Source organism: Butyrivibrio sp. AD3002 (assembly GCF_000420905.1).
GTDB lineage: Bacteria > Bacillota > Clostridia > Lachnospirales > Lachnospiraceae > Butyrivibrio.
This window is the reverse complement of record NZ_ATVV01000002.1, coordinates 66,940-90,640: the sequence shown is the minus strand read 5'-3', so window position 1 is coordinate 90,640 and position 23,701 is coordinate 66,940. Positions and strand designations below refer to the sequence as shown.

The window sequence follows — 23,701 nt, the reverse complement described above, 5'->3', positions numbered from 1 at the left end:
GTATGAAACAGATTGAATCTATAAAAAGAGTATTTGTATTATGCCTGGGGCTTATAGGGCTTTTGATGCAGACTGTTGTCTATGGCTATTTCTGGATTAAAACCTATTACCCGCTGGTATCTGCGCCTAGAATAAGCGCGGACGGATATCAGCTGGGAGCCGGTCTTAAGCTGTATTTCCGCGGACATGTGCTTGTGATTGCAATCTATTTCGTTTTGATGCTGTTTTTCTCGAATACCTACGGGGGCCTGAAGATAGGATATCTGAAATCCATGGATATTTTCCTGTCTCAGATCTTTGCCCTTTTCATGGTTAATGTAATTTCTTATTTTCAGATATCACTTATGAGAAACTGGCTTGTGCCGGCGTTTCCGATGCTTGAAATACTGATTGTGCAGATGGTGATTTCATTTTTGTGGGCCGTCTGTACCAACTGGTTATACAGGGCTATTTTCCCGGCAAGGCAAATGCTTCTTGTGAGCGGTGAATACCCTGTGGATGATATCCTTCGAAAATTCAATTCCAGACAGGATAAATATAATATTGTAAAGTGCATGAATATCAGCGAAGGCCTCATGAATATAGAAAGGGAGTGCCTTGAGCGATATGATGCCGTTGTAATCTGGGATATTCCCACCAAGGACAGAAATAAACTGCTTAAGTTTTTGTACTCAAATTCTATAAGGGTTTATATGATGCCTAAGATTACTGATGTGCTGGTTAAGGGATCGACACAGATGCATCTGTTCGATACACCTGTACTGCTTCTTAGAGAGTACTACTTAAAGGTAGAGCAGCGTGCCATCAAGAGACTGGTGGATATCATCTGCTCGCTTATCCTGATAATCCTCACATCGCCTATCATGCTGATAACAGCTATAGTTATCAAGCTTTATGATCACGGCCCTGTGCTGTATAAACAGATTCGCTGCACAATAAACCAAAAAGAGTTCAAGATCATGAAGTTCAGGAGTATGAGAGTCGATGCCGAAAAAGATGGTGTTGCAAGGCTTGCGACCAAGAATGATTCAAGAATAACTCCTATCGGTAAATTTATCAGAGCCTGCAGAATTGATGAACTTCCACAGCTCTTCAACATCTTAAAGGGCGAGATGTCCTTCATAGGACCGCGTCCCGAGAGACCTGAGATAATTGAGCAGTACATGGAGACTATGCCGGAATTTGCCTTCAGAATGAAGGTAAAGGCAGGACTTGCGGGCTACGCTCAGGTGTATGGCAAGTACAATACGACACCTTATGATAAATTAAAGCTCGATCTCGCTTACATAGAAAACTATTCGGTATGGCTTGATTTCAAGCTCATGCTGCTTACTCTTAAGATACTGTTTACTCCCGATGCAACCGAGGGAGTGGAGGAGACACAAACAACCGCATTGAAGAAACCTGAATAATGAGGGAACCATGGCCGCAAAACGAGAAAACTACGACAACGAAATACTAAACCTTCGAGCATTCTACCTTACTCTTCTTCGTAAGATCTGGATACTCCCGCTTTTTGCCGTAATCGGTGCGGTTGTAGCCGGAATCATATATTTTCTCGCAAATGTGGTATATGCACCTGCAAGGAACTATGTGACAGAGTCAACTCTTTATCTGTACTTTGCCTACGATGAAAATAAAGGAAGCGAAGTTGATGCCTACAATGCCTACACCTGGAATATTCTGGTAAAGGATGAGGATACCGATCTTCCCATCAAAACAAAAGATAACATTCTGGATATGACAATGGAGAACCTAGAGAAGGCAGGCTATCATGAGGTACCGGGAGTTTCAAGGCAGGTTGTTAAGGATTCCTTAAATGCAGATATCCCCTCAGATGTGAGAGTGATGATTCTTGCTGTATCCAATCCTGACAAGGAACTTTCGGGAGCGATTGCTGCTGCAGCGGGTGAGGCACTTGTAAAATACGGTGATCTGAACGACGCCTTTACACAGATTAAGCTAATCGGAAGAACAGAAACCAAAATGGAACTGATTCCTGACAGAATGGGAGTGGCTGTAATTCTCGGTGCTCTGATCGGCTTTATTATCGCTACTCTGGGGCTCTTGATCATAAGATCCATGGATGATACCGTATATGTTCCCGAGGACGCCGAGAGGAGATATTCCCTTCCGGTTCTGGGTGTTCTAAGTTCAAAGGGACAGGAAGAGCCTTCGTTTTTCAGAAATGAGCTGCTGCTGGTATTTAAGGATAAGTTTAATGCGAATAATAAGATTGCACTCATAAGTGCGGACGATAAAGATGGAATAGATAATGCAAAGCGAGCAGCAGAGAGGCTGACCGAGGTCATAGGAAACGGACTTGCGGGAGAGATGCCCTCTGTAAATGCGATGCCTCTTCCCGGGAATGATAACGAATCCCGCGAGAAGCTTTCAGGTGTGGACGGCGTTATTATTCCCGTAAAAATGGGAGAACATAACGGTGCTATGACAGAGCATCTTATTTCACTTCTAAATAAGCTCGGATGCAAAATATACGGTATTGTTGTTGTTGATGCCGATATGAAGTTTTTGAGCAGATACCTGGGACTTTGATATGTCGAGAATACAATTGCTTGTGGCTGCCGTGCAGCAGGATACGGAAGAGCTTCCGTCAAAAATGAATATTCAGTCGGATGCGGTAATTGTGAATCAGTGCGACAGGGATCTTACCGAGGAAAATGATTATACCGACAGACTGGGTAAATCTCATGTGATAAAGACGATAAACAAGGCTGAGAGAGGTGTTGGGCTTTCACGAAATCTTGCTCTCAAAAATGCGGATCACGAGCTTTTGCAGTTTATTGATGAGGATATTGTTCTTGATGATGGGTACACAGCTCTTATGGAGAACGAGTTTGATTCTCACCCCGAAGCGGATATGCTTTTGTTTAATGTAAAGGCGGTGGAGGGGAGACAGACCTATCACAACACAGACTTTGCAAGGGTTACCTGGAAAAATTACGGAAGATATCCTGCCTACGCCATAGCGGCAAGAACAGCTGCCCTTAAAGGGATTAATGTAAAATTTTCCGTTTTGTTCGGAGGCGGAGCAAAGTACAGCAACGGTGAGGATTCTTTGTTCCTTCACGATTGTCTGAAAAAGGGATTAAAAATTTACAGGACGGGTGTTTCAATCGGACATGAGGAGTCCGACAGACCATCAACCTGGTTTACGGGATTTAATGATAAGTTTTTCTTTGACAGAGGTGTGCTCTATCACTTTTTATACGGAGCGCTTGCGGGAGCTATGAGCCTTCGCTTTTTACTTGTGCACAGAGATGAGATGTGCAGGGAAAAATCCGTATGGCAGTGTTACAGACTTATGAAGAAGGGCATCAGACAGGGAAGACTGGAGCGGTTATGATAGTTTATTTGTCACTTACGCTTGTGACTCTGGCGATCGCATTTCTGATAAAAAGCGGAGATGTAAGGCCTGCAGTCATAGGTAGCGGTCAGTATAATTACATATATCGCGGAATCAGCAGAAAGCAAGTGAGAAATGTAATCGGACTTTTCTCACTATTTGTGCTTTTATCAGGTGTGTCTGCAATAAGGCTGAATGTCGGAAATGACTACAGTAACTATGTGGAATTCATGCACAGGACCTTCAGTAATGCCTACGTTCCGACGGAACCCGGGTTTAATTACCTCACGAAGTTTGTCTATACGCTGTCGGGATTTGAAAATTATGTGGCTGTGTTTGCAATTTTTGCCGCAGCGACGGTTTTCTTTTTCCTTTCTGCGCTGTACAGACAGTCTGAGGATTTTTTTCTGAGCTTTATCATGTTTATGTTGCTCGGATATTATTTCCAGTCCTTAAGTACGGTCAGATATTATCTGGCGCTGGCTGTGGCGCTGTATTCGATTCGTTTTTGTCTAAACGGAGACTGGCCGAGATTTATTATTCTGATTTTGTGCGGGGCACTTTTTCACAAGTCGCTGATAGTAGTGCTGGTGCTTTATCCGCTGGCATCGATGAAGTGGAAGAGATGGATGTATATAGTGCTTTCGGCACTTTGCTTTTCCTGCATTTTTCTTAAGGATGTATATCTGGTGGTGGCGACGAAGCTGTATCCTTCTTACGAGGGAACAGAATATTTATCCGGCGGAACCAGTGCTATAGGTATAGCAAGATGCGTGGCAGTGCTGCTTTTAGCTGTATTTGTGCTTGGGAAGAATATCGTAAGTGATAAGAAACTGAGCTTCTATTTTTATTCGAATCTAGGTGCATTGCTGCTGTATGTATTCTGTTCTTTTTTGCCCACAGTTTCGAGGATTACCTATTACTTTATGGTGACACAGATATTATACGTGCCGGCGCTGCTAAAAATGCTTATGGCAGATCCTGATTACAAACGATATAAGGCGGGGCAGATGCTTAAGGTTCTTACAGTAGTTGGATGCGTCCTTTATTTTATAATGTATATGAGAGGGGCAGCAAATGATGGAGTAAGAATTCTTCCCTATGAGACTATCTTTTTCCATGAACTGCCCGCAACGCTTTCAGAGCGAGGATTTGGTTGATATGAAAAAATCATTTTTTACGATAATTGTAGTTTCATATAATGCAGGCGAGGACCTGTTAAAGACTCTTAAGAGCATAAAAATGCAGACCTTCAAGGACGTCTCCATTGTCATTAAGGATGGCGGCTCCACTGACGGATCTTATGAGAAGGCCAGGGAGTTCCTTTCGGATGATGAAAAGTGCGGAAGAGCTCTTTTTATAAAGGGGAAGGATCACGGCATTTACGATGCCATGAATATTGCGGTCAGTGCTGTTAAGGAGGAAGCAGGAAATAAGGCGAAGGATACAGAGCCGGGCTTTATCTATTTCCTTAATTGCGGCGATATTTTTTCAAACAGCAAGGTGCTTCAAAAGGTTCACAGTAAGATAAAGCTTGATGAGAAGAATTCGGGTACGATTGTTCCCTCAATTTACTACGGTGATATATATGAGATGAAAACCTCACAGAGGGTTTCTTCGGTGCCAAAGATCAATGATTTTGCCTGCTACAGAAATGTTCCGTCGCATCAGGCATGCTTCTACGATGAGAGACTTATGTACAGATATGCCTTCGATACTGTTTGGAAGGTGAGGGCTGACTACGAGCACTTCCTCCGCTGCATTTATGTTGAGAAGGCGCTGGCTATTTATATGAATCTGCTTATTGCAGATTACGAGGGCGGCGGCTTTTCCGAGACAAGAGAGAACAGGAAGGTTTCGGAGACGGAGAGGCAGCAGATAATTCATCTCTACCTTTCGAAGAAGCAGATACAGAAATTTGATCTTATAAGAAAACTGACACTGGCTCCGCTGAGGACGAAAATTGCGGAAAACCCGAAAACGGCAGGAGCTTATAACAAGGTGAAGAGTTTGGTATATAAGCTTAAAAGGCATTAAATGAGGAAGATATGAAAGTTTTATGGGTGTGTAACATCATGCTCCCTGCTTTTGCAAAGGCGAAAGGACTTGCATGGTCGGACCGTGAGGGATGGCTCTCAGGTGCCTACGATAAGATCCTTATGGGAAAGGAAAATTGCAACATCACACTGGGTGTGGCATTTCCCGCAGAGGATATGGGCAGGGATGCTGTGAAAATTGAAAATGTGAGCTTTTATGGCTTTTCCGAAAATCTTAATGCGCCTGAGATATACAATGAGAATCTGGAGGACAGGTTTAAGGAGATCTATGAGAGCTTTCAACCTGATCTTATCCATGTGTTCGGGACAGAGTTCCCGCACAGCCTTGCTGCGATCAGAGCCTTTGGCAAGCCTGAGAGGACGCTTCTTGGGATACAGGGGCTTTGCAGCGAGATAGAAAAGGTGTATATGGCGAACCTTCCGGAGAGTGTCTGTAATGATATGACTTTCCGTGATAAATACAAAAATGATTCGCTTTTGCAGCAAAAGGAGAAGTTTGCAAAGCGCGCGGAAAACGAGATAGAAGCCATTAAACTCACCGGACATATTACGGGGAGAACCGGTTTTGATAAAGAGACAACTTCGAAAATAAATCCCACTGCAAAATATCACAAGATGAATGAAACGATGCGTCCCACTTTCTATAAGGATGCTTGGAGAGCTGTAAATACGGTTCCGCACAGTATCTTTCTGTCACAGGGAGATTATCCTTTGAAGGGATTTCATTTTGTGTTGGAAGCGGTTCCTGAGATACTTAAGGAGTTTCCTGATACTAAGATATATGTTGCGGGAAACAGTGTCATCGGCAAGATACGAAGGAAGACAGTTACTATTCCCGACGAGCAGAAGAATTCCTCGGGAAAGAGCAAGTATCCCATGGCTATCAGAATTTCAGCCTATGGTAAATACTTAAAGAGACTTATAAGAAGAGGCAGACTTGGCGGCAAGGTTGTGATGCTGGGCAAGCTCTCTGCAGAGCAGATGAAGGAACAACTTCTTAAGTGCAACCTGTTTATTTGTCCCTCGATTCTGGAAAACTCGCCCAATTCCATGGCAGAGGCCATGCTTCTCGGAGTGCCTGTGGTTGCTGCCGATACCGGCGGAATCCCGGATATGCTTGAGAAAAATGTGGACGGACTTTTGTTTGAAGCAGGAAATCCGGAAGACCTGGCAAAATGTATCAGGCAGATGTTCCGAGAACCGGTCATTGCAGCTGTGTACGGCGATAACGCCCGCAAGCACGCGATGATAACCCACGATCCCGCCGCCAACTTCAAGCGGCTCGTGGAGATATATAAAGAAATATGCTTTCCCCTTGGAGGATAGATGAAGAATAATATGCCTTCCCCTTGGGGGATAGATGAAGAATAATATGCCTTCCCCCACTGGGGGAAGGTGGCACGAAGTGCCGGATGAGGGGTATAACATAAATTGCTAGGATTAAATATCACCTTTATCTCAAACTTCATAAACCACCACCAGATTCCCTTTTGTGATGAGATGTACTCCCGCATAGGCGATGGTTTCTCTTTCATAGAGACACAGCCCATGGAGGAGGGACGACGAAACCTGGGATGGAATTCTGATACGGACAGCATCCCTTATGTTCACAGAATGTATGAGGATGAGGATGCATGCGCAGCGCTTATAAACAACTGCGATGTACTTATGCTCGGTTGGACCGGTCAAGACAAGGCGAGCCTTACGGAGAGACTTATAAAAGAAAGACTCGACTCCGGAAAACCAGTGATTCGCGTCAGTGAAAGAGTCTACCGCGAGGGAAGATGGAAGGCAATTTCCCCAAGAGGTTTAAAAGCAAAATACGAGGAGCATATAAAATACAAGAATTCGCCGGTATATATGCTCTGCGCAGGAGCGTATGTCTCGGGAGACTTTAGCCTTATAGGTGCTTATCCCGGGAAGATGTATAAATGGGGATATTATCCTCCGCTCAGGCAATATACGGATGAAGAGCTTGACGGGATGCTTTATAAGGATGGCGATCAGCTTAGGATCTGCCTTGCATCAAGACTTATCAAGTTAAAGCATCCTGAATTTGCGATAACAGCTGCAGAAATACTGCGAGAAAAGGGAATGGATTTCCATATAGATGTGGTCGGAGACGGACCGCTTGCCATAGCCCTTTCGAAAGAAATACGGCAAAAAGAGCTTTTGGCAAATATCACCCTGCATGGAGCTGTGAATCCCGACAAAGTGCGTGATATCATGGAAAAAAGCCATGTATTCATCTTTGGCAGCAATTATCTCGAGGGCTGGGGAGCAGTGGTAAATGAAGCGATGAACAGCGCCTGCGCGGTTATTGCATCGTCTGAAGCCGGAGCTGTGCCCTACCTCATAGAGGACAGCGTAAACGGACTTACCTTTGATAACTGCGATGAGAATGAACTTAGGAAAAAACTCACAGATTTCATAAATCTATCAACCGAAGAAAAACGTGCCCTTCAGAAAAATGCCTATAAAACGATCGAGACTACCTGGAATGCAAAATGCGCGGCAGAAAGACTCCTTTCATTTTGTAAGAGCATTACCGGCGGCACGAATTACAATACGCCTAAGGATGGCCCCATGAGCATCGCGAAGGTGCTTAAAGCGCCGGGCTTCATCCGAACCCTCAAGGAAGACAATCACCTGGAATGAGGGGACAGGAGAATACAATTTGTTTACAAAGAAAATCACCATAATCATACCCGCATATAACATAGAAGACCTTATAATCCGCTGCATAGAGTCAGTCTGTGCCCAGACTTACCCCGATGAACTACTGGAGATCATAGTTGTGGATGACGGCTCTACCGATGATACCTACGCTCGTGTCCAGAATTACATTGACTCACATGGTTTTAATGCTGACGGAAAAGATAGTTCCACGCAGGATAGCAGTAACGCAGCAGCCGGAGAAAAACCACGCATCCTCCTGCTCCACCAGGATAACGGCGGCAGCAGTAAGGCGAGAAATTTGGGACTCAGTGCTGCAACCGGCGATTATATAGGTTTTGTCGATGCGGATGACTATGTGGACCCGCATATGTATGAGACCTTGATGAAAGCCATAATCAAAAACAGCACTGAAAAGGAACCTGTTCTGATGGCTCAGATTTCAAGGGATGAGATTGCAGAGGATGGTACAAGACTTCCGGATGTCTGCATCCCGCCTGTTACGGAAAACACTGTGACCGGTGCTGAGCATATGAGGACACTTCTTATGCATACGGGTGACGCCTCATTTTGTACCAAGCTGACAAGCAGGAAGCTTTTTCAGGGAGAGTGCAAAGGCTTCCCGGAGGGTGAGCTTAACGAGGACTTTTATCTCATGATACACATGCTGAAAAGAGTGAAGAAGCTCGTCATTCTTCCGCAGCAGTATTATCATGTTTTTTACAGAAGCGGAAGTAACTCAAGAAAGAAAGCTGATCAGAAGGATTACTTCCCGCCGGTATTTACGGATATAGTAAGAAATTCGGATGTTGCAAGAAATCTTGTTAAAAAGAACTTCCCTGAACTTAAGGAAGAAGCTATGCGATTCTGCCTCATTCAGAGGCTTGATTATCTGCTGCACATACCGATCAGTAAGATGAATCGCCATAACCGTTTCTATAAAAAGAACGTGGTGGGCTTTTTGAGAAAGCATATAAGTAACATCTATAATAATGAGTATATGACTAAAAGGGATAAGACATATCTTACTCTTTTTGTAATAGCACCAAAAACAATCAGGGTTGTGCACGCTAAAATTCGAGGACTTTGATGAAAATAATCGCAAAAAAATACAACTTACTTTTACTGGTTATCCTGGTTTTGCAGATAGTTACTATCTGCTTTTTTGGCGTACAAAAAGAGGGATTTCATCAGGATGAGTATTATTCATATTTTTCTACAAACAGAAGCTTGGGGTTCTACTATCCTGACAGGGAATGGGTGGATACAGATACTCTTCGGGATGAGTTTGTAGTGAAAAAGGGCGAGGGATTTAATTACGGACTCGTTCATCTTGTGCAGTCCTGGGATGTCCATCCTCCGCTTTTTTATGATATGCTTCATACGGTTTGTTCACTGACACCGGAGGTCTTTTCAAAGTGGCAGGGGCTTATCGTCAATATAATTGCGTTCATAATAAGTTTCTTTCTGTTAAACAGTCTTGCGAAAAGTGTGGGCATGAGCAAGGGATTAAGGCTTATCCTGATGTTTGCTTACGGTTTTAATCCCATGACGATATCCTGTGTGATGTTTATAAGGATGTATATGTGGCTCACGGTTTTCGTGCTCGCTTCGGCGCTGTGTCACATGAGACTGATAAATCTTATAAAAAAATATTACGATGGAAGCGAGATAACAGGATATACTCTCGCAAAGCCCTTTGACAAAAACTTTAAGAGTAAATTCGTAAGAAGAGTTTTGAACATTGCTGCCATAAGTTTCCTGGGATTTCTAACACAATACTATTTCCTGATTTTCATGGTAATGATGGGGCTTGCGTTCGGAATATGGTTCCTGTTCCTCATGCCAAAGAACAGTGAGTTTATCCGGCAGGCTGCATCTATGGCAAAGCGGTTAATATACATTCTGGTATATGGTATCGGCTGCGCGTTTGCTCTTGGCTGCGCCGTTCTTGTATATCCGGCGTCACTTTCACATATCTTCAGGGGGTATAGGGGACAGGAGGCCCAGGCTGCCTTTGCAGATGGCTCCAATATCATAGAGCGATTCGGATTTTTTATTGGCCTTGCAAATGATTACCTTATGTCAGGTATGGTATGGCTTATTATCGTGATGATAGTAATTGCTCTGATAGGACTGTTCTTTTTCCTTAGAATAAAACGAGAGAAAGACAAACTCCATATCGCAAATATCCGAAGCCTTTTTGCGGCCTCGGCGGGTTATTTTTTTGTGGTTGCCAAAACCGCACTTCTTCTTGGCGATACTTCAAACCGTTATGAGATGCCGATTTATCCGATAATACTTTTACTTGCGGTCTATTTCACAAGAATCGGACTGAGAGTCATTGTGGGAGCCAGAAAAATAAAAGAAATAGCAATACCGGTTTTGGGTACCTTTTTAATATTTGCACTTATTACAGCAAAAGGACTCTTCATAGACCGGAATGTTCTTTTCCTATATCCGGAGGACAAGGATAGAATCAAATTCTCCGAAGATATGAAGGTCCAGGATGCAAAGGCTGTGGTTATTTATAACAGTGCAACTCCGGATAATATCTGGAGACTTACGGATGAGCTGCTGGTGTATGACAAGCTCTACTATGTTGACGCGGATAATACGGAGGCTATAACAGACAGTGAAATTGCGAACGCGGATATACTTGCAATATATGCTGCGGATCATGAAAACAGGGATGAGATACTGAATAATTTGATGAAGGGGAATCCGACTTTGTCATGGTGCGGGAAGATATCGCAGAAGGATATGTGGACCGTATATGAGATGCAATAATTTGTAGGAATTCCTTGATTATAGTATAATCTATTAGAATTATGCTTTGAAAAGAGGTAAAAAATGAAATTAGATGATAAAACCATACTTGTAACAGGAGGAACCGGTTCTTTTGGACATTGCTTTACCGAGTATCTTCTCGAGAACTATAATCCAAAGAAGATTATTGTGTATTCACGTGACGAGTATAAGCAATATACTATGGCCAATGAGAAGGTGTATAAAGAGCACGCTGATCAGATGAGATTTTTCATCGGTGATGTAAGGGACGGTGCCCGTATGGAGCGCGCTATGGAGGGTGTTGACTATGTAATCCATGCCGCTGCACTTAAGCAGGTGCCTGCTTGCGAGTATAATCCGGACGAGGCTATAAAGACCAATGTTAACGGTGCGCAGAACGTAATTAATGCAGCTCTCAATACAGGCGTTAAACGTGTAGTTGCGCTCAGTACAGATAAAGCTGTTAACCCTGTGAATCTCTATGGTGCAACCAAGATGGTTTCAGATAAGCTGTTTATCGCAGCTAATGCTTATGCCGGAAATAAGGACATCAATTTCTCGATTGTAAGATACGGTAATGTTGCGGGAAGTCGCGGTTCAATCATTCCGCTTTTCAAGAACCTTATTGAGAAGGGTGAAAAAGAGCTTCCTATAACCGATTACAGAATGACAAGATTCTGGATAAGCCTTCCCGAGGGCGTTGAGCTCGTACTCAAGGCTCTTAACGAGGCAAAGGGTGGAGAGACCTTCATCAGCAAGATTCCTTCCTTCAAGGTTACAGATCTGGCAGAGGCTATGTGCCCCGGAATCGCAACAAAAGAGATCGGAATCCGTCCGGGTGAGAAGCTTGATGAGATCATGGTAACAGTGGAGGATGCTCCTTTTACCTACGAGTTTGATAAGCACTTTATCGTATATCCTCAGGTTACCTTCAATGACAGACAGACCCCTGATCCTGCAGGTAAGAAGGTTCCGGAAGGATTCTCTTACAGTTCAGGCAATAACACAGAGTGGATGAGTGTCGAAGATATCAAGGCAAGACTGCACGAGGCAGTAGACCACTAAATTCGGAGTATAAAATGAATAATGATAAAAACGGAATCCCTGCAATTTGCGGGGGTTCGCCCGTTAGGGACAAAAAATTATACTATTCGCATCAGGACATAAATGATAAGGATATCGCAGCGGTTGTTGAGGTATTAAAAAGTGACTATCTCACAACAGGTCCTGCCATCACTGAGATGGAGAGGAAGCTTTGCGAGATAACAGGAGCAAAGTACGCGGTCGCTATAAGCAATGATACTGCAGCACTTCATATCGCATGTCTCGCTGCCGGAGTCGGTGAGGGTGATGAGGTTATAACAACTCCCATTACCTTTGCGGCCAGTGCCAACTGTGCGTTTTACTGCGGTGGCAGACCGGTTTTTGCTGATATCGATCCGGAGACCTATCAGATAGATCCCGCAGATGTTGAAAGGAAGATCACCGATAAAACCAAGGCAGTTATTCCTGTGGATTACACCGGCCAGACAGCTGATCTTCAGGCAATAAGGGATATCTGCGACAAGCATGGCCTTGTAATGATCGAGGATGCGGCGCATTCAATCGGTACAAAATATAACGGAGTTCATGTGGGAACACTGGCTGATATGACAACCTTCAGTTTTCATGCTGTGAAGACCATAACAGGCGGTGAGGGTGGCGCAATAGTCACAAATGATGAGGAGTTATATAAAAAGCTGATCCTTCTTCGTACCCATGGAATCACAAGGGATGAATCCCTTATGGAGCACGAGAGCGACGGCCCGTGGTACTACGAGCAGCTCCTTCTTGCGCCCAACTACAGACTTACCGATATGCAGGCAGCACTTATCTGCAGCCAGCTTGACAGACTTCCCGAATTTGTGGAGAGAAGGAAGGCTATAAGGAAAAAGTATGATGATGCTTTTTCTAAGATGCCGGAGCTCTTCGTGCAGAAAGAGGACAAGAACTCCGATTCCTGCAGACATTTGTACATACTCCGGATTGTTCCTGAGAAGCTGAAAATCGGAAGAAAAGAGTTCTTCGATGCTCTAGGAGCTGAAAATATCATCTGCAACGTACATTACATCCCGACCTACTATTTCCCTTATTATGAGAAGATGGGATATAAAAAGGGTCTTTGCCCGAATGCAGAGAAGCTCTATGATGAGATGATTACGATACCGCTTTATGCAGCCATGACCGATGAGGATGCGGAGAATGTTATAGCAGCGGTGACTAAGATTGTGGAGTATTACAGAAAATGAGCGCAATTGCAATAATAACTGCTCGTGGTGGCAGCAAACGCATACCACGTAAAAACATAAAAGAATTTTGCGGCAAACCGATAATAAATTATTCCATAGAGGCAGCTCTTGCGTCCGGAATCTTCGACGAAGTCATGGTATCCACCGATGATGAGGAGATTGCGGAGATTGCAAAGAAGGCCGGAGCGAAAGTTCCGTTTTTCAGATCAGCAGAGACTTCAAACGACACTGCCACAACCGCAGATGTTCTTCTTGAAGTTCTTGATGAATATGAAAAGAGAGGACAGAGTTTTGAATACGGTTGCTGCATCTATCCTACAGCGCCTTTTGTAACTGCAAGGAAATTAAAGGAAGCAATGGATGAGCTTGTAAAGTCAGGAGCGGAGTCAATTGTTCCAATGCAGGAATTTTCCTATCCTCCTCAGAGAGGCCTTTTCATAGATGATAAGGGACTTGTGAAGATGCTTCATCCTGAGTATGCGACCACCAGAAGCCAGGATCTTCAGAAACAGTATCACGAATGCGGACAGTTCTACATTTTCAGAAACGATGCCTTCAGAATTCAGAAGGATACGACCATGGAGAAGTCCATACCCTACATCATTGACCCGGTGGAGTCACAGGACATCGATAACGAGAGCGACTGGTTACTGGCGGAGCTGAAGTACCGTTTCCTTACAGAGCAGGGGATACTGAAATAATATGCCTTCCCCTTGGGAGAAGAAAAAATATAAGCCTTCCCCTTGGGGGGAAGGTGTCAGCGAAGCTGACGGATGAGGGGAAAGAGGACTCATATGAAACTACAAGAATGTTTAAACAAAAATCGCGCCTATATAATCGCAGAGATGAGCGCCAACCACGGCGGCTCTCTTGATAATGCCCTTCAGATTGTTGAAGCGGCTGCAAAGGCCGGCGCAGACTGTCTGAAAACACAGACCTATACAGCGGATACCATCACCATAGACTGCGATGCCGAGGCTTTCAAGATTCACGGCGGATTATGGGACGGCTACAATCTTCACGACCTCTATAAGGAGGCCTATACTCCCTGGGAGTGGATGGAACCCATAAAGAAAAAGTGCGAGGAGTGCGGGGTTGATTTTCTCTCCACACCCTTTGATACGACTTCGGTAGATTATCTTGAAAACATTGGCGAAGAGTTCTACAAGATCGCATCCTTCGAGCTGGTGGATATTCCGCTTATAAAGTATATCGCGAGAACCGGTAAGCCCATAATCATGTCAACCGGAATGGGCTCCGAGGAGGAGATAAGAGAGGCTGTTGATGCCATCAGATCCGAGGGTAATGACAACATCATTCTGCTTAAGTGCTGTAGTGTGTATCCCACAGTATCTTCAGATCTCAATCTCAGAACCATACCTGATATGAGAGCAAAATTCGGGGTGCCGATAGGTCTTTCGGACCACTCGATGGGCGGGACCGCAGCGATAGCAGCAGCGGCGCTCGGGGCTGTGGTCATTGAGAAGCATTTCTGTCTGGACAGAAATATTCCTTCCGCGGATTCAGCTTTTTCCATGGAGCCGCAGGAATTCGCCGACATGGTAAAGGGTGTTCACGATGCGGAGTTGGCACTCGGACAGATTTTCTACGGACCGACAGAGGCTGAGGCGGGAGAGTACACCAACCGCAGATCACTTTTCATAGTAGAGGATGTTGAAGAGGGCGAGGTGCTTACGGATATAAACGTGCGCAGTATCAGATCCTATAACATTCAGGGCATGAAGCCCAAGTATTATGAAGAGGTCCTCGGAAAAAAAGCAAAGCAAAAGCTGACACGCGGAACACCGCTGGATTGGAGCTGTATTGAATAAGATTGCAATTCGCGTAGATGCAAATGAAATAGTGGCGACAGGGCATATCATGCGCTGCAGGACAATAGCACACAGTCTCCTGCAGCTGGGATGCTTTGTCGTTTTTGTGTCTGCGGATGATAATATTGTGCCCTACATAAAGGACGAGTTTGAATATCAGATTCTTGAGACGAACTGGCGAAACATGGAACAGGAGATAATTGCTCTTCTTGATTTTCTGCATGAAGAGGGGATTAATCGCATGCTTGTTGACAGCTATTATGCTACGCCCGAGTATATCCGAATGCTGGAGTCCAATGGTATCAGAACGATGTACATAGACGACATGCAAAAGGAACAATACCCGGCTTCGGTTCTTCTAAATTACAGTCCGGGAGCACCGGGACTTGGCTACGAAGAGTTTTACGAGGGCAATGCACCTAAACTCCTTTTGGGAACCAAGTATATCCCCATCAGAGAACAGTTCGTGAGACAAAGTGGGAGAAGCGGGGGCACAGGAATAACCGGGGATTCTAATAGATACGGAACAGATGGGGAGATCCTGCAAAACATTGATCTTGTCGCAAGTGAAAATGCTGAGGCTTTCGAAGGTGCTCACAGAACCTACGGCTACAATAAGGGTGAGATTAACAATATTTTCCTGACTACCGGAGGCGCAGATACCATGGGGCTTTCCGAGATTATTGTCTCCGCAATTTTAAGGGATAACGAGCTTGGATTTTTGGGAAGCAGGGATAAAAAGATTCACCTTCTCGCGGGAAGATTTTATCGTGTCACGGAGAAGATCCAGCAGTTTATCGAGGACGGCTATGTTGTCCTTCATCAGAATGTATCGAATGTTGCGGACATCATGAGTTCCTGCGATGTGGCGATAACACCTGCGGGGACGACGCTTTATGAGCTGTGTGCGGTGGGAGTTCTATCCGTGAGCTATGTGTTTGCGGAAAATCAGGAGCCAGATGCGCTGTTTTTTGCTAATGAGGGCTACATACCTTATGCGGGTGACTTCAGAGACGATGCCAATGAGACGCTGACAGCCATACTCAGATATCTTGAGGAAGTGTTATCTATGGACACTTCACAGCGCCTTGAAATATCAGGAAAGCTGAAAAAGCTTATAGACGGACAGGGTGCTGACAGAATTGCGGAAGTACTGACGGAGATGTAACTACGATGAAAAAGATTTTTATACTGGGAGCGAGTGCACTTCAGGTGCCTGCCATAAAAAAAGCTAAGGAAAAAGGACTGTATGTCTATGCGCTGGACTACGATCCCGAGGCAGTCGGAATAAAGGATGCCGACGAGTTTTTATGTATAAGCACGATTGATAAGGAAGCGGTGCTTGAAGCCGCAAAGAAGCATGAACCTGACTATATCATCACTTCAACCAGCGATATGCCCGTAAGGACCGTGTCCTGGGTTAATGAACAGCTAGGAAGGAAAAATGATATTGCTTATGAAAATGCCATCTGCGCAACGGATAAGGCAGCCATGAGAAGACGCATGAAGGAAAAGGGAGTACCGATTCCGGAGTTCCATGTGGTTTCAGGGGAAGAAGAATTTCTTGAGGCCGCAAAGAAGCTCGGCGAGAGATTTGTATGTAAGCCCGCGGATAATGCAGCCAGCAGGGGAGTGGTGCTTGTAGATAAGAATAGTACCGCAGAGGATGAGCTTTTAAAAATCTATGCCTACACAAAGGAATACTCACGAAGCGGAGAGGTCCTTTTGGAGGAATTCATGGAGGGGCCTGAAGTCAGTGTGGAGTCCTTCACAGTTGATGGGAAGACACATATCATCACCATAACGGATAAAATGGTCACAGAGATTCCCTTCTTCGTAGAGACCGGACACACCGAACCGTCGAGACTTCCGGAAGCTGTTCAGGAGGATATCAGGAATGTAGCAAGGGCAGCGATAGAAGCAGTTGGAATAGAAAACGGTCCATCCCACACAGAGATTAAGGTCACAAAGGACGGAGCGAAGCTTGTTGAGATAGCAGCACGCCTTGGCGGTGATTTTATCACATCTAAGCTGGTGCCGCTCTCCACGGGAGTTGATCTTATTGACTGCTGTCTGTCCTCGACACTTGGGGAAGAGGTAAAGTGGCAGAGTACCAAGAATGCCGGCTCAGCCATAAGATTTTTGTTTGCGAAAGAGGCTGTCAGTGAATCCGGAGAAACCGGTGATGCGGCTAAGACCATTTTGTCGGTTACAGGCGTTGAAGAAGCCGAAAAGATGCCCGGTGTTACCGAAGTTGTCATCTATAAAAAGCCCGGAGATGAGGCCACTATGCTAAAGAGCAGCGGTGACAGATGGGGGCATGTGATAGCAGAGGGCGACAGCGCCGAGGATGCCGCAAAAAAAGCGGAAGAAGCGGCTTTTTTAATTCGTTTTTTAACGAATTGATGCGAGTTTGTGGTATCATAGTACTATAGCTGTTAACTGACTTTTTTGTTGTATGTAAAAGCTTTGAGGGGGAATTGAATATGGCTGAACACGGAGAAGTTCGTTCTAAGGCTTCTGTTCAGAAGGAAGATGACAATGTCATGATCAAGGTTGCGACCTTTATCGTAGACAGACGTAACCTTTTCTTTTTGATATTCGGAATTGTTCTGATTTTCTGTGCTATCGCGTCGGGGATGGTAAAGGTCGAGAATGCGCTCTCGGCTTATCTTCCCGACTCCTTTGAGACCAGTATCGGTCTAGATCTCATGGAAAAAGAGTTTACAACCTACGGATCTGCCAAGATTATGGTGTCCAATATTGTCTATGAGGACGCTGAAAAACTGGCAGAGGATATTCGTGCCCGCGGTGACGTCTCGATGCTTCAGTTTGACGAGACTCCGGATCATTACAACAATTTTTCCGCGCTCTTTGACGTTACTTTTAAGTACGAAGAGAAGGATGAAAGGGCGCTTCAGGGACTCGAAGAGATAAAAGAGATGCTCTCTTCCTACGATATTTTTGTGTCGACCACAATGGGTAACGCCTCTGCAGAGACCATCGCCAAGGAGATGAAAACCGTAAGTGCACTGGTTGTGGTTATTGTGCTTGTGGTTCTGGTTCTTACTTCGCAGACCTATGCGGAGATACCGGTGCTGCTTCTTACCTTTGGAGCTGCGGCCGTAATGTCAGCCGGTACTAATTTCATTCTGGGGACAATTTCCTTTGTATCCGATTCCGTTACAATCGTACTTCAGCTTGCGCTTTCAATCGATTATGCGGTTATTTTCTGTAACAGATATAAAGAGGAGCATGAAAATCTGCCTATCAGAGAAGCGGATATCATAGCCCTCAGTAAAGCAATTCCTGAGATTTCCTCAAGTTCCCTAACCACCATTGGCGGTCTTGTTGCCATGATGTTCATGCAGTTCGGCATTGGGCGCGATATGGCTATATGCCTTATCAAGGCTATTGTTCTAAGCCTTGTTGCAGTATTCCTTCTTATGCCCGGTCTTATCATGATATTCGGATCGCTTATGGATAAGACAAGGCACAAGAGCTTTGTTCCCAAGATTCCATTCGTTGGAAAATTCGATTTCTTTACAAGATTTATAGTGCCGCCGATTTTCCTGGTGCTTATCATAGGGGCATTTATCGTTCAGAATAAATGTCCGTTTGTCTATGGCTATTCCAAGGTCGAGACACCCATTAAGAATGAAACACAGATAGCGAGCGAACTCATAAGCGATACCTTTGGGGACTCAAATGTGGTTGCGGTGGTGGTTCCCGCAGGCAATTATGATAAGGAAAAGAGATTGATTCAGACCTATCTCAAGTGTGAGGAGGTAAAGTCCGCGCAGGGCCTTGCCAACATCGAAGCTATGGGTGGTTACTGCCTTGCGGATAAGCTGACAGTGAGAGAGTTTTCCGAACTTTTGGAGCTTGACTATGAGGTGGCAGAGCTTCTTTACATGGCCTATGCGGTAAACGACAAGAATTACGCAAAGCTTGTGAACGGACTATCAACCTACAGAGTTCCTCTTATTGATATGATTATGTTCCTCCACGATGAGGTGGATGAGGGATATGTAACGCTGGATGAGAGCATGCAGGAAAAGCTTGATGATGCTTATGAGCAGATGAATATCGTCAAAAAACAGCTGCAGGGTGAAAACTACAGCAGAATTCTTGTGTATTTAAATCTCCCCCAGGAGGGCGAGGAAACCTTTAATTTCCTTAATTCGATGCACACCATGGCGAACAATTTTTATGAGGGTCAAATTCTGGTAATCGGTGAAGCCACCAGCCAGTTTGACCTTCAGAAGACCTTCTCGGTGGATAATACCGTGGTTACCGTTATATCAATTCTGGCGGTTCTGGTAGTCCTTCTGTTTACCTTTAAGTCAGCGGGTATGCCGGTGCTCCTTATCCTGGTAATCGAGGGAGCTATCTGGATCAACTTTGCGTTCCCGACCATTGAAAACAACAATATTTTCTTCATGACCTACCTGATTGTCAGCTCAATTCAGATGGGTGCAAATATCGACTACGCGATTGTTATTTCCGGAAGATTTATGGAACTCAAGGATAAGATGTCCCATAAGGATGCGATAATTGAGACTATGAACTTCGCGTTCCCTACAATTATTACTTCGGGATCAATGCTGGCGCTTGCAGGCTTTGCAATCGGACAGCTGACTTCGGATGGCGCTATATGCGGCATCGGACAGTGCCTCGGACGGGGAACGGTCATATCCATTATTCTGGTAATGTTCGTACTGCCCCAGATACTTCTTATAGGAGCAAGTATTATAGACAAAACTTCATTCGCTGTTACGCTGCCTCTTACCATGGAGCGCGATACCGGCCTTATGCGAGTTGACGGCATAATAGAGGGACAGATCAACGGAACGGTTATAGGTGAGATGCATGCCGTTGTAAGAGGCGATGTGAGAGCCTTCATCCAGAGTGGTAATCTTGAGAGACTTGATGCGACCAGGATTACCGCGGAGGACCTCGAAAAGCTTCTTGAGGGCAGAGACGCTGTGAATGAGGAGGAGAACGCATGAAAAAGAAAAATTCCGGACTCATTCTGAAAAAACTGGCTGCATCTGTACTGGCGTTTGCTGTTTTTGCAGGCACATCGCACATAGATGCAAGTGCAATAAATGAACTTGAAAATGAGCTGATAGAGGGGCTTCGAAACAGGGTTAAAAGTGAAGCCACTACTTCCATGCTTGAAAAGAGCGAGAAGGAAAGCAGCGATGAGCTTGCCGATGAGGAGGCGTATCAGATAAGGCTTCGCCAAGGCTCTGAAGTCACATCCGGAGATGCGGCTGCCGGTGAAGATGAACCGGTGGAAATTGTTTATAAGAGTATTTCCATTGAAAGTCTTGAGGATTTCCTTGAGTTTTCAAAGAATTGTAAGAGCGATGCATGGTCTCTTGATAAGACAGTCAGCCTTAAGACAGATATTGATCTTACCGGCTCCGATTTTGAGATGATCCCGTTTTTTAACGGAATCTTCAATGGCGAAGGTCATGAGATAAAAGGATACAGTAATGCCGAAGATCCCTATATTACGGGAGTTTTCAGATATATAGGAATAAACGGTATAGTGCAGAATCTGAATGTATCCGGTGAAGTCAGAATGAAGGATGAGCTGAAATTTACCGGCGGAATCTGCGGAATGAATCTCGGCATTATCAAAAACTGCACTTACAACGGAATTCTGGAGGGCAATAATACAGTTGGCGCAATAGCAGCCATCAATGAAAACACCGGTCTTATAAGCGGGTGTACAAATGATGCTCATGTATCGGGGTATTACTACACAGGAGGAATCACCGGCAAAAATTACGGAATAGTATCGGAATCCGTCAATAACGGAAGTATAAATGATAACGCTGAGTGGGTTGTAAAGGATGATGAGAAGGGCGAGAGTATAATCCAGTCCATTTCCTCAGACAGCAGTGATGAGACGAAAATTCGCTCAGGTATTGATACCGGAGGAATTGCCGGCTACTCAAAAGGAAATATCGCAAGGTGTAAGAATAAAGGAAACATCGGCTATGAGCATGTTGGCTACAATGTAGGCGGAATTGTCGGAAGACAGATGGGCATCGTGTCCTACTGTGAAAACATGGGAATTATCTACGGAAGAAAGGATATCGGCGGAATCGTCGGTCAGATGGAACCTTACCTTGAGCCGGAGGATATCCAGACACTTCCTGAAGCAGCTGATAAGCTTCACGACCTTGTTAATAAAACTCTCACGGATATGGACGGAGATGTGGATGTCATTTCCTCTGATGTCACTGATCTGACCGGCTACGCGAACGGAGTTGTGGATGACGGCCGCGCACTTACGGGAGAACTGACAACCTCTGTAAATGCCAATGTCCGTGTTGTTAATGCTGTAATTGAGCGCTTTGAATATGTTATGCAGAATATCCCCGGGGTACTTGATCATATGTCAAGTGCGTCGGATAAGATGTATTACTTTAATAATGCGCTAGCCAGAGCTATCGAGAACATCAACGTCGAGGGCGAGCTTTCGGATGAAGACAGAGATGCGATCGAGAGCAGTGAAAGAGATATCTATGACAAAATGGCCAACACTAACGAGAAGACTCAGAGGATGGAGAGTCTGTCGGAAGCCATTAACCGTTTAATGTATGAGACTGATGCGAACGGTAATTATGTCTATGATGAAAACGGAAACAGAAAGCTGAGGAAGCTGACAGCTGAAGAGCAGGCGCAGCTGAATGCTTATCTTGCCGAGCTTCAGCAGCTTGCATCCGAGACGGGAAGCAACGTATCCGGAATGTTTGGCGGAGCGTCCACTATTCTTGAGACCTATAAACCCTACGCGAGCTCTGCTACGGACGCTGTTATCGGAGAAACCGAGAATGCGATTCATGCGCTGCAGGATGCGGAAAGCGAGCTTCGTGAAGCAACAAACTGCACCAGAAGTATTATTGATTATCTGAATTCTCAGGAAAAGCTGAGACTTTCGGGACTTGGAAGCGACTGGGATGCAAGCCTTGATTCACTGCATGCGAATCTGCGAGGAATATCGGGTTCTATAGAAAATATAAACCAGGATGGGAAGTCCACTTCCCACACGCTCAATGCCAACCTGGCAGCGGTAAACGATCAGGTTAACGAAATCTACCATATTCTGTCTGACAGACTGGATATCATCTATAACGATGATGCGTCTGTTTTTACTGATGTATCGGATGAAGATATACAGCAGGCGAGAACAGGCCGTGTTGACAGTTCCAAGAATAAGGGCACGGTCAAGGGAGACATTGATATAGGCGGAATTGCGGGCTCCATGGCAATTGACGAGGAGGATCCCGAGGAGAATGCAGCCGGCAATCTGAATATCGGAAGAGGAAGTAAATATACTCTTAAGAACATTATCTTCGAGTGCACGAATGATGCAACGGTTGAGTCAAAGAAGGACGGGGCGGGACTTATCGTCGGATACATGGCGCAGGGAATTGTGTCAAACTGCGAGGGTATCGGCTACGCCAGAAGTACGGAAGGAAGTTATACGGGCGGAATTGCAGGGCAGTCAATGTCCATTATTCGGGACTGTGATTCTCTATGCCTCCTTGAAGGCAATAAGTATGTGGGCGGAATAACCGGCTACGGAACGACCATAACGGGCTGTAATGCCATGGCGACATGGCACGAGGAGCCGAGTGAAAGATTCGGTTCAATAGCAGGAATAGTTAATTCCGACTCCGAAACAAGGAAGGCAAAGCTTGATAATATCAGCGGCAACTATTTTGTCGAGAACAAGGTCGGTGGAATTGATGACATAAACTTTGAAGCTATTGCGCAGCCTGTGGAGTACAAGAAATTTTTAGAAAAGGACGGAATAGGTGATGCTTTCAGACATCTTAAGGTTATATTTGAGGTAGAAGGTATAAGAATCGGTGAGCAGGAGCTTGCTTATGGAGAGAGCCTTGCCAATCTTGAGTTCCCTGAGGAAGAGCTTAGGGAAGGTTACTATGTAAAATGGCCGGATGTATCCGATCTGGTCATGGAAGGAACCTATATTTTAACAGGTGAATATGTTGCCACAAACAAAGCAATCGAGAGTGAAGGAAAGGATGATGAATCCGGAAAGCCGATAGCGATTCTTGGCGGAAGCTACGGGGATGATGCTTATATCGATGCACAGGTTGTCGACGAGCCTTCATATAATACCGAGATGCCACTCACCGAGAGAGAAGCGGTGGTATATCGGATCAATGTTCATGAGGGTTCCTATATTCAATCTGCAGACAGGAAGATCAGACTTTACAGTCCTTACAAGAATCCTATAGTAAAGATTTATAAGGATGGAAAGTGGAAGGATACTTCTTCCAAAAAGATCGGAAGTTATGTCGAAGTGGACATGGACGGTGAGGAAGCTGTTTATGCTATAGTTGATACCAATACACTGATAAAGAAAATCCTGAAACTGGCGATATTCATTGTCCTGATAGTTCTGGCAGCCTTCATTTTCAATTTGATCATGAAGAGAATTGTCGGTAAGAAGGGTAAGGAGAAGAAAGAAAAAGAGGAGAAAAAGCCCGAGGTCAACAAGCTTCTGAAGGAAGAGGCAGAAGAGGGAGAACCGGTGAAAACGGAAGAACCACGAAAAGAAAACGGCGGGGCAAGTTCTTCATCATCCAAGAATAAAAGAAGAAAGAACAGAAAAGGAAGAAATAGAAGAAGATAAGGAGA

At 44.8% G+C, this 23,701-nt stretch carries 17 protein-coding genes; all 17 read left to right on the top strand.

Annotated features, from left to right (window positions below):
- Positions 1 to 2 precede the first annotated feature (2 nt).
- Positions 3 to 1,412 carry an exopolysaccharide biosynthesis polyprenyl glycosylphosphotransferase gene (locus G596_RS0102790; protein ID WP_022760313.1) on the top strand — a complete coding sequence of 470 codons (1,410 nt, stop codon included), beginning with the start codon at positions 3 to 5 and terminating at the stop codon, positions 1,410 to 1,412.
- Positions 1,413 to 1,422: 10 nt separating this feature from the next.
- On the top strand, positions 1,423 to 2,556 hold the full coding sequence (locus G596_RS23395; RefSeq protein WP_022760312.1) for a hypothetical protein: 1,134 nt from the start codon (positions 1,423 to 1,425) through the stop codon (positions 2,554 to 2,556).
- A 1-nt stretch (position 2,557) separates the two neighbouring features.
- Positions 2,558 to 3,367, top strand: coding sequence for a glycosyltransferase family A protein (locus tag G596_RS0102780; protein WP_022760311.1), 810 nt, complete (start codon positions 2,558 to 2,560; stop codon positions 3,365 to 3,367).
- Positions 3,307 to 4,527 carry an EpsG family protein gene (locus G596_RS0102775; protein ID WP_242829161.1) on the top strand — a complete coding sequence of 407 codons (1,221 nt, stop codon included), beginning with the start codon at positions 3,307 to 3,309 and terminating at the stop codon, positions 4,525 to 4,527. Before G596_RS0102780 ends, G596_RS0102775 begins: the two co-directional genes overlap by 61 nt.
- Position 4,528: 1 nt before the next feature.
- Positions 4,529 to 5,404, top strand: coding sequence for a glycosyltransferase (locus tag G596_RS0102770; protein WP_026671165.1), 876 nt, complete (start codon positions 4,529 to 4,531; stop codon positions 5,402 to 5,404).
- Between the two features lie 11 nt (positions 5,405 to 5,415).
- Complete coding sequence (locus G596_RS0102765) at positions 5,416 to 6,750, top strand: glycosyltransferase family 4 protein (protein WP_022760308.1); 1,335 nt, start codon at positions 5,416 to 5,418, stop codon at positions 6,748 to 6,750.
- Between the two features lie 105 nt (positions 6,751 to 6,855).
- The gene (locus tag G596_RS0102760) at positions 6,856 to 8,082 is read left to right on the top strand and encodes a glycosyltransferase family 4 protein (RefSeq protein ID WP_026671164.1); all 1,227 of its coding nucleotides are present in this window, start codon (positions 6,856 to 6,858) and stop codon (positions 8,080 to 8,082) included.
- Positions 8,083 to 8,101: 19 nt separating this feature from the next.
- A complete protein-coding gene (locus G596_RS0102755) occupies positions 8,102 to 9,190 on the top strand; it encodes a glycosyltransferase family 2 protein (RefSeq protein ID WP_022760306.1) in 1,089 nt (362 codons plus the stop codon).
- On the top strand, positions 9,190 to 10,890 hold the full coding sequence (locus tag G596_RS0102750; RefSeq protein ID WP_022760305.1) for a hypothetical protein: 1,701 nt from the start codon (positions 9,190 to 9,192) through the stop codon (positions 10,888 to 10,890). The genes G596_RS0102755 and G596_RS0102750 overlap by 1 nt, the downstream gene beginning before the upstream one ends.
- 63 nt (positions 10,891 to 10,953) lie before the next feature.
- Entirely contained in the window at positions 10,954 to 11,955 is a 1,002-nt protein-coding gene (gene pseB, locus G596_RS0102745) for a UDP-N-acetylglucosamine 4,6-dehydratase (inverting) (RefSeq protein ID WP_022760304.1), read from the top strand.
- A 14-nt stretch (positions 11,956 to 11,969) separates the two neighbouring features.
- The gene (gene pseC, locus G596_RS0102740) at positions 11,970 to 13,178 is read left to right on the top strand and encodes a UDP-4-amino-4,6-dideoxy-N-acetyl-beta-L-altrosamine transaminase (RefSeq protein WP_022760303.1); all 1,209 of its coding nucleotides are present in this window, start codon (positions 11,970 to 11,972) and stop codon (positions 13,176 to 13,178) included.
- Entirely contained in the window at positions 13,175 to 13,879 is a 705-nt protein-coding gene (pseF, locus tag G596_RS0102735) for a pseudaminic acid cytidylyltransferase (protein WP_022760302.1), read from the top strand. The genes pseC and pseF overlap by 4 nt, the downstream gene beginning before the upstream one ends.
- A gap of 93 nt (positions 13,880 to 13,972) precedes the next feature.
- On the top strand, positions 13,973 to 15,010 hold the full coding sequence (gene pseI, locus G596_RS0102730) for a pseudaminic acid synthase (protein ID WP_022760301.1): 1,038 nt from the start codon (positions 13,973 to 13,975) through the stop codon (positions 15,008 to 15,010).
- Positions 15,003 to 16,178: a PseG/SpsG family protein gene (locus G596_RS0102725; protein ID WP_022760300.1), complete on the top strand. Its 1,176-nt coding sequence runs from the start codon at positions 15,003 to 15,005 to the stop codon at positions 16,176 to 16,178. The genes pseI and G596_RS0102725 overlap by 8 nt, the downstream gene beginning before the upstream one ends.
- Before the next feature lie 5 nt (positions 16,179 to 16,183).
- Entirely contained in the window at positions 16,184 to 17,416 is a 1,233-nt protein-coding gene (locus G596_RS0102720) for an ATP-grasp domain-containing protein (RefSeq protein WP_022760299.1), read from the top strand.
- Positions 17,417 to 17,496: 80 nt separating this feature from the next.
- Positions 17,497 to 20,022 (top strand): MMPL family transporter, encoded by a 2,526-nt coding sequence (locus G596_RS0102715; RefSeq protein WP_022760298.1) that lies wholly within the window; start codon positions 17,497 to 17,499, stop codon positions 20,020 to 20,022.
- A complete protein-coding gene (locus G596_RS0102710; RefSeq protein WP_022760297.1) occupies positions 20,019 to 23,696 on the top strand; it encodes a hypothetical protein in 3,678 nt (1,225 codons plus the stop codon). The genes G596_RS0102715 and G596_RS0102710 overlap by 4 nt, the downstream gene beginning before the upstream one ends.
- The last annotated feature ends 5 nt before the right edge of the window (positions 23,697 to 23,701 follow it).

Excerpts from the sequence above, each read along its gene's own strand:
- G596_RS0102765 (WP_022760308.1), top strand. The coding sequence starts at position 5,416 with ATGAAAGTTTTATGGGTGTGTAACATCATGCTCCCTGCTTTTGCAAAG.
- pseB (WP_022760304.1), top strand. The coding sequence starts at position 10,954 with ATGAAATTAGATGATAAAACCATACTTGTAACAGGAGGAACCGGTTCT.
- G596_RS0102750 (WP_022760305.1), top strand. The coding sequence starts at position 9,190 with ATGAAAATAATCGCAAAAAAATACAACTTACTTTTACTGGTTATCCTG.
- G596_RS0102720 (WP_022760299.1), top strand. The coding sequence starts at position 16,184 with ATGAAAAAGATTTTTATACTGGGAGCGAGTGCACTTCAGGTGCCTGCC.
- G596_RS0102775 (WP_242829161.1), top strand. The coding sequence starts at position 3,307 with ATGGCAGTGTTACAGACTTATGAAGAAGGGCATCAGACAGGGAAGACT.
- G596_RS0102780 (WP_022760311.1), top strand. The coding sequence starts at position 2,558 with ATGTCGAGAATACAATTGCTTGTGGCTGCCGTGCAGCAGGATACGGAA.
- G596_RS0102790 (WP_022760313.1), top strand. The coding sequence starts at position 3 with ATGAAACAGATTGAATCTATAAAAAGAGTATTTGTATTATGCCTGGGG.
- G596_RS0102710 (WP_022760297.1), top strand. The coding sequence starts at position 20,019 with ATGAAAAAGAAAAATTCCGGACTCATTCTGAAAAAACTGGCTGCATCT.
- pseC (WP_022760303.1), top strand. The coding sequence starts at position 11,970 with ATGAATAATGATAAAAACGGAATCCCTGCAATTTGCGGGGGTTCGCCC.
- G596_RS0102770 (WP_026671165.1), top strand. The coding sequence starts at position 4,529 with ATGAAAAAATCATTTTTTACGATAATTGTAGTTTCATATAATGCAGGC.
- pseF (WP_022760302.1), top strand. The coding sequence starts at position 13,175 with ATGAGCGCAATTGCAATAATAACTGCTCGTGGTGGCAGCAAACGCATA.
- G596_RS0102715 (WP_022760298.1), top strand. The coding sequence starts at position 17,497 with ATGGCTGAACACGGAGAAGTTCGTTCTAAGGCTTCTGTTCAGAAGGAA.
- pseI (WP_022760301.1), top strand. The coding sequence starts at position 13,973 with ATGAAACTACAAGAATGTTTAAACAAAAATCGCGCCTATATAATCGCA.
- G596_RS23395 (WP_022760312.1), top strand. The coding sequence starts at position 1,423 with ATGGCCGCAAAACGAGAAAACTACGACAACGAAATACTAAACCTTCGA.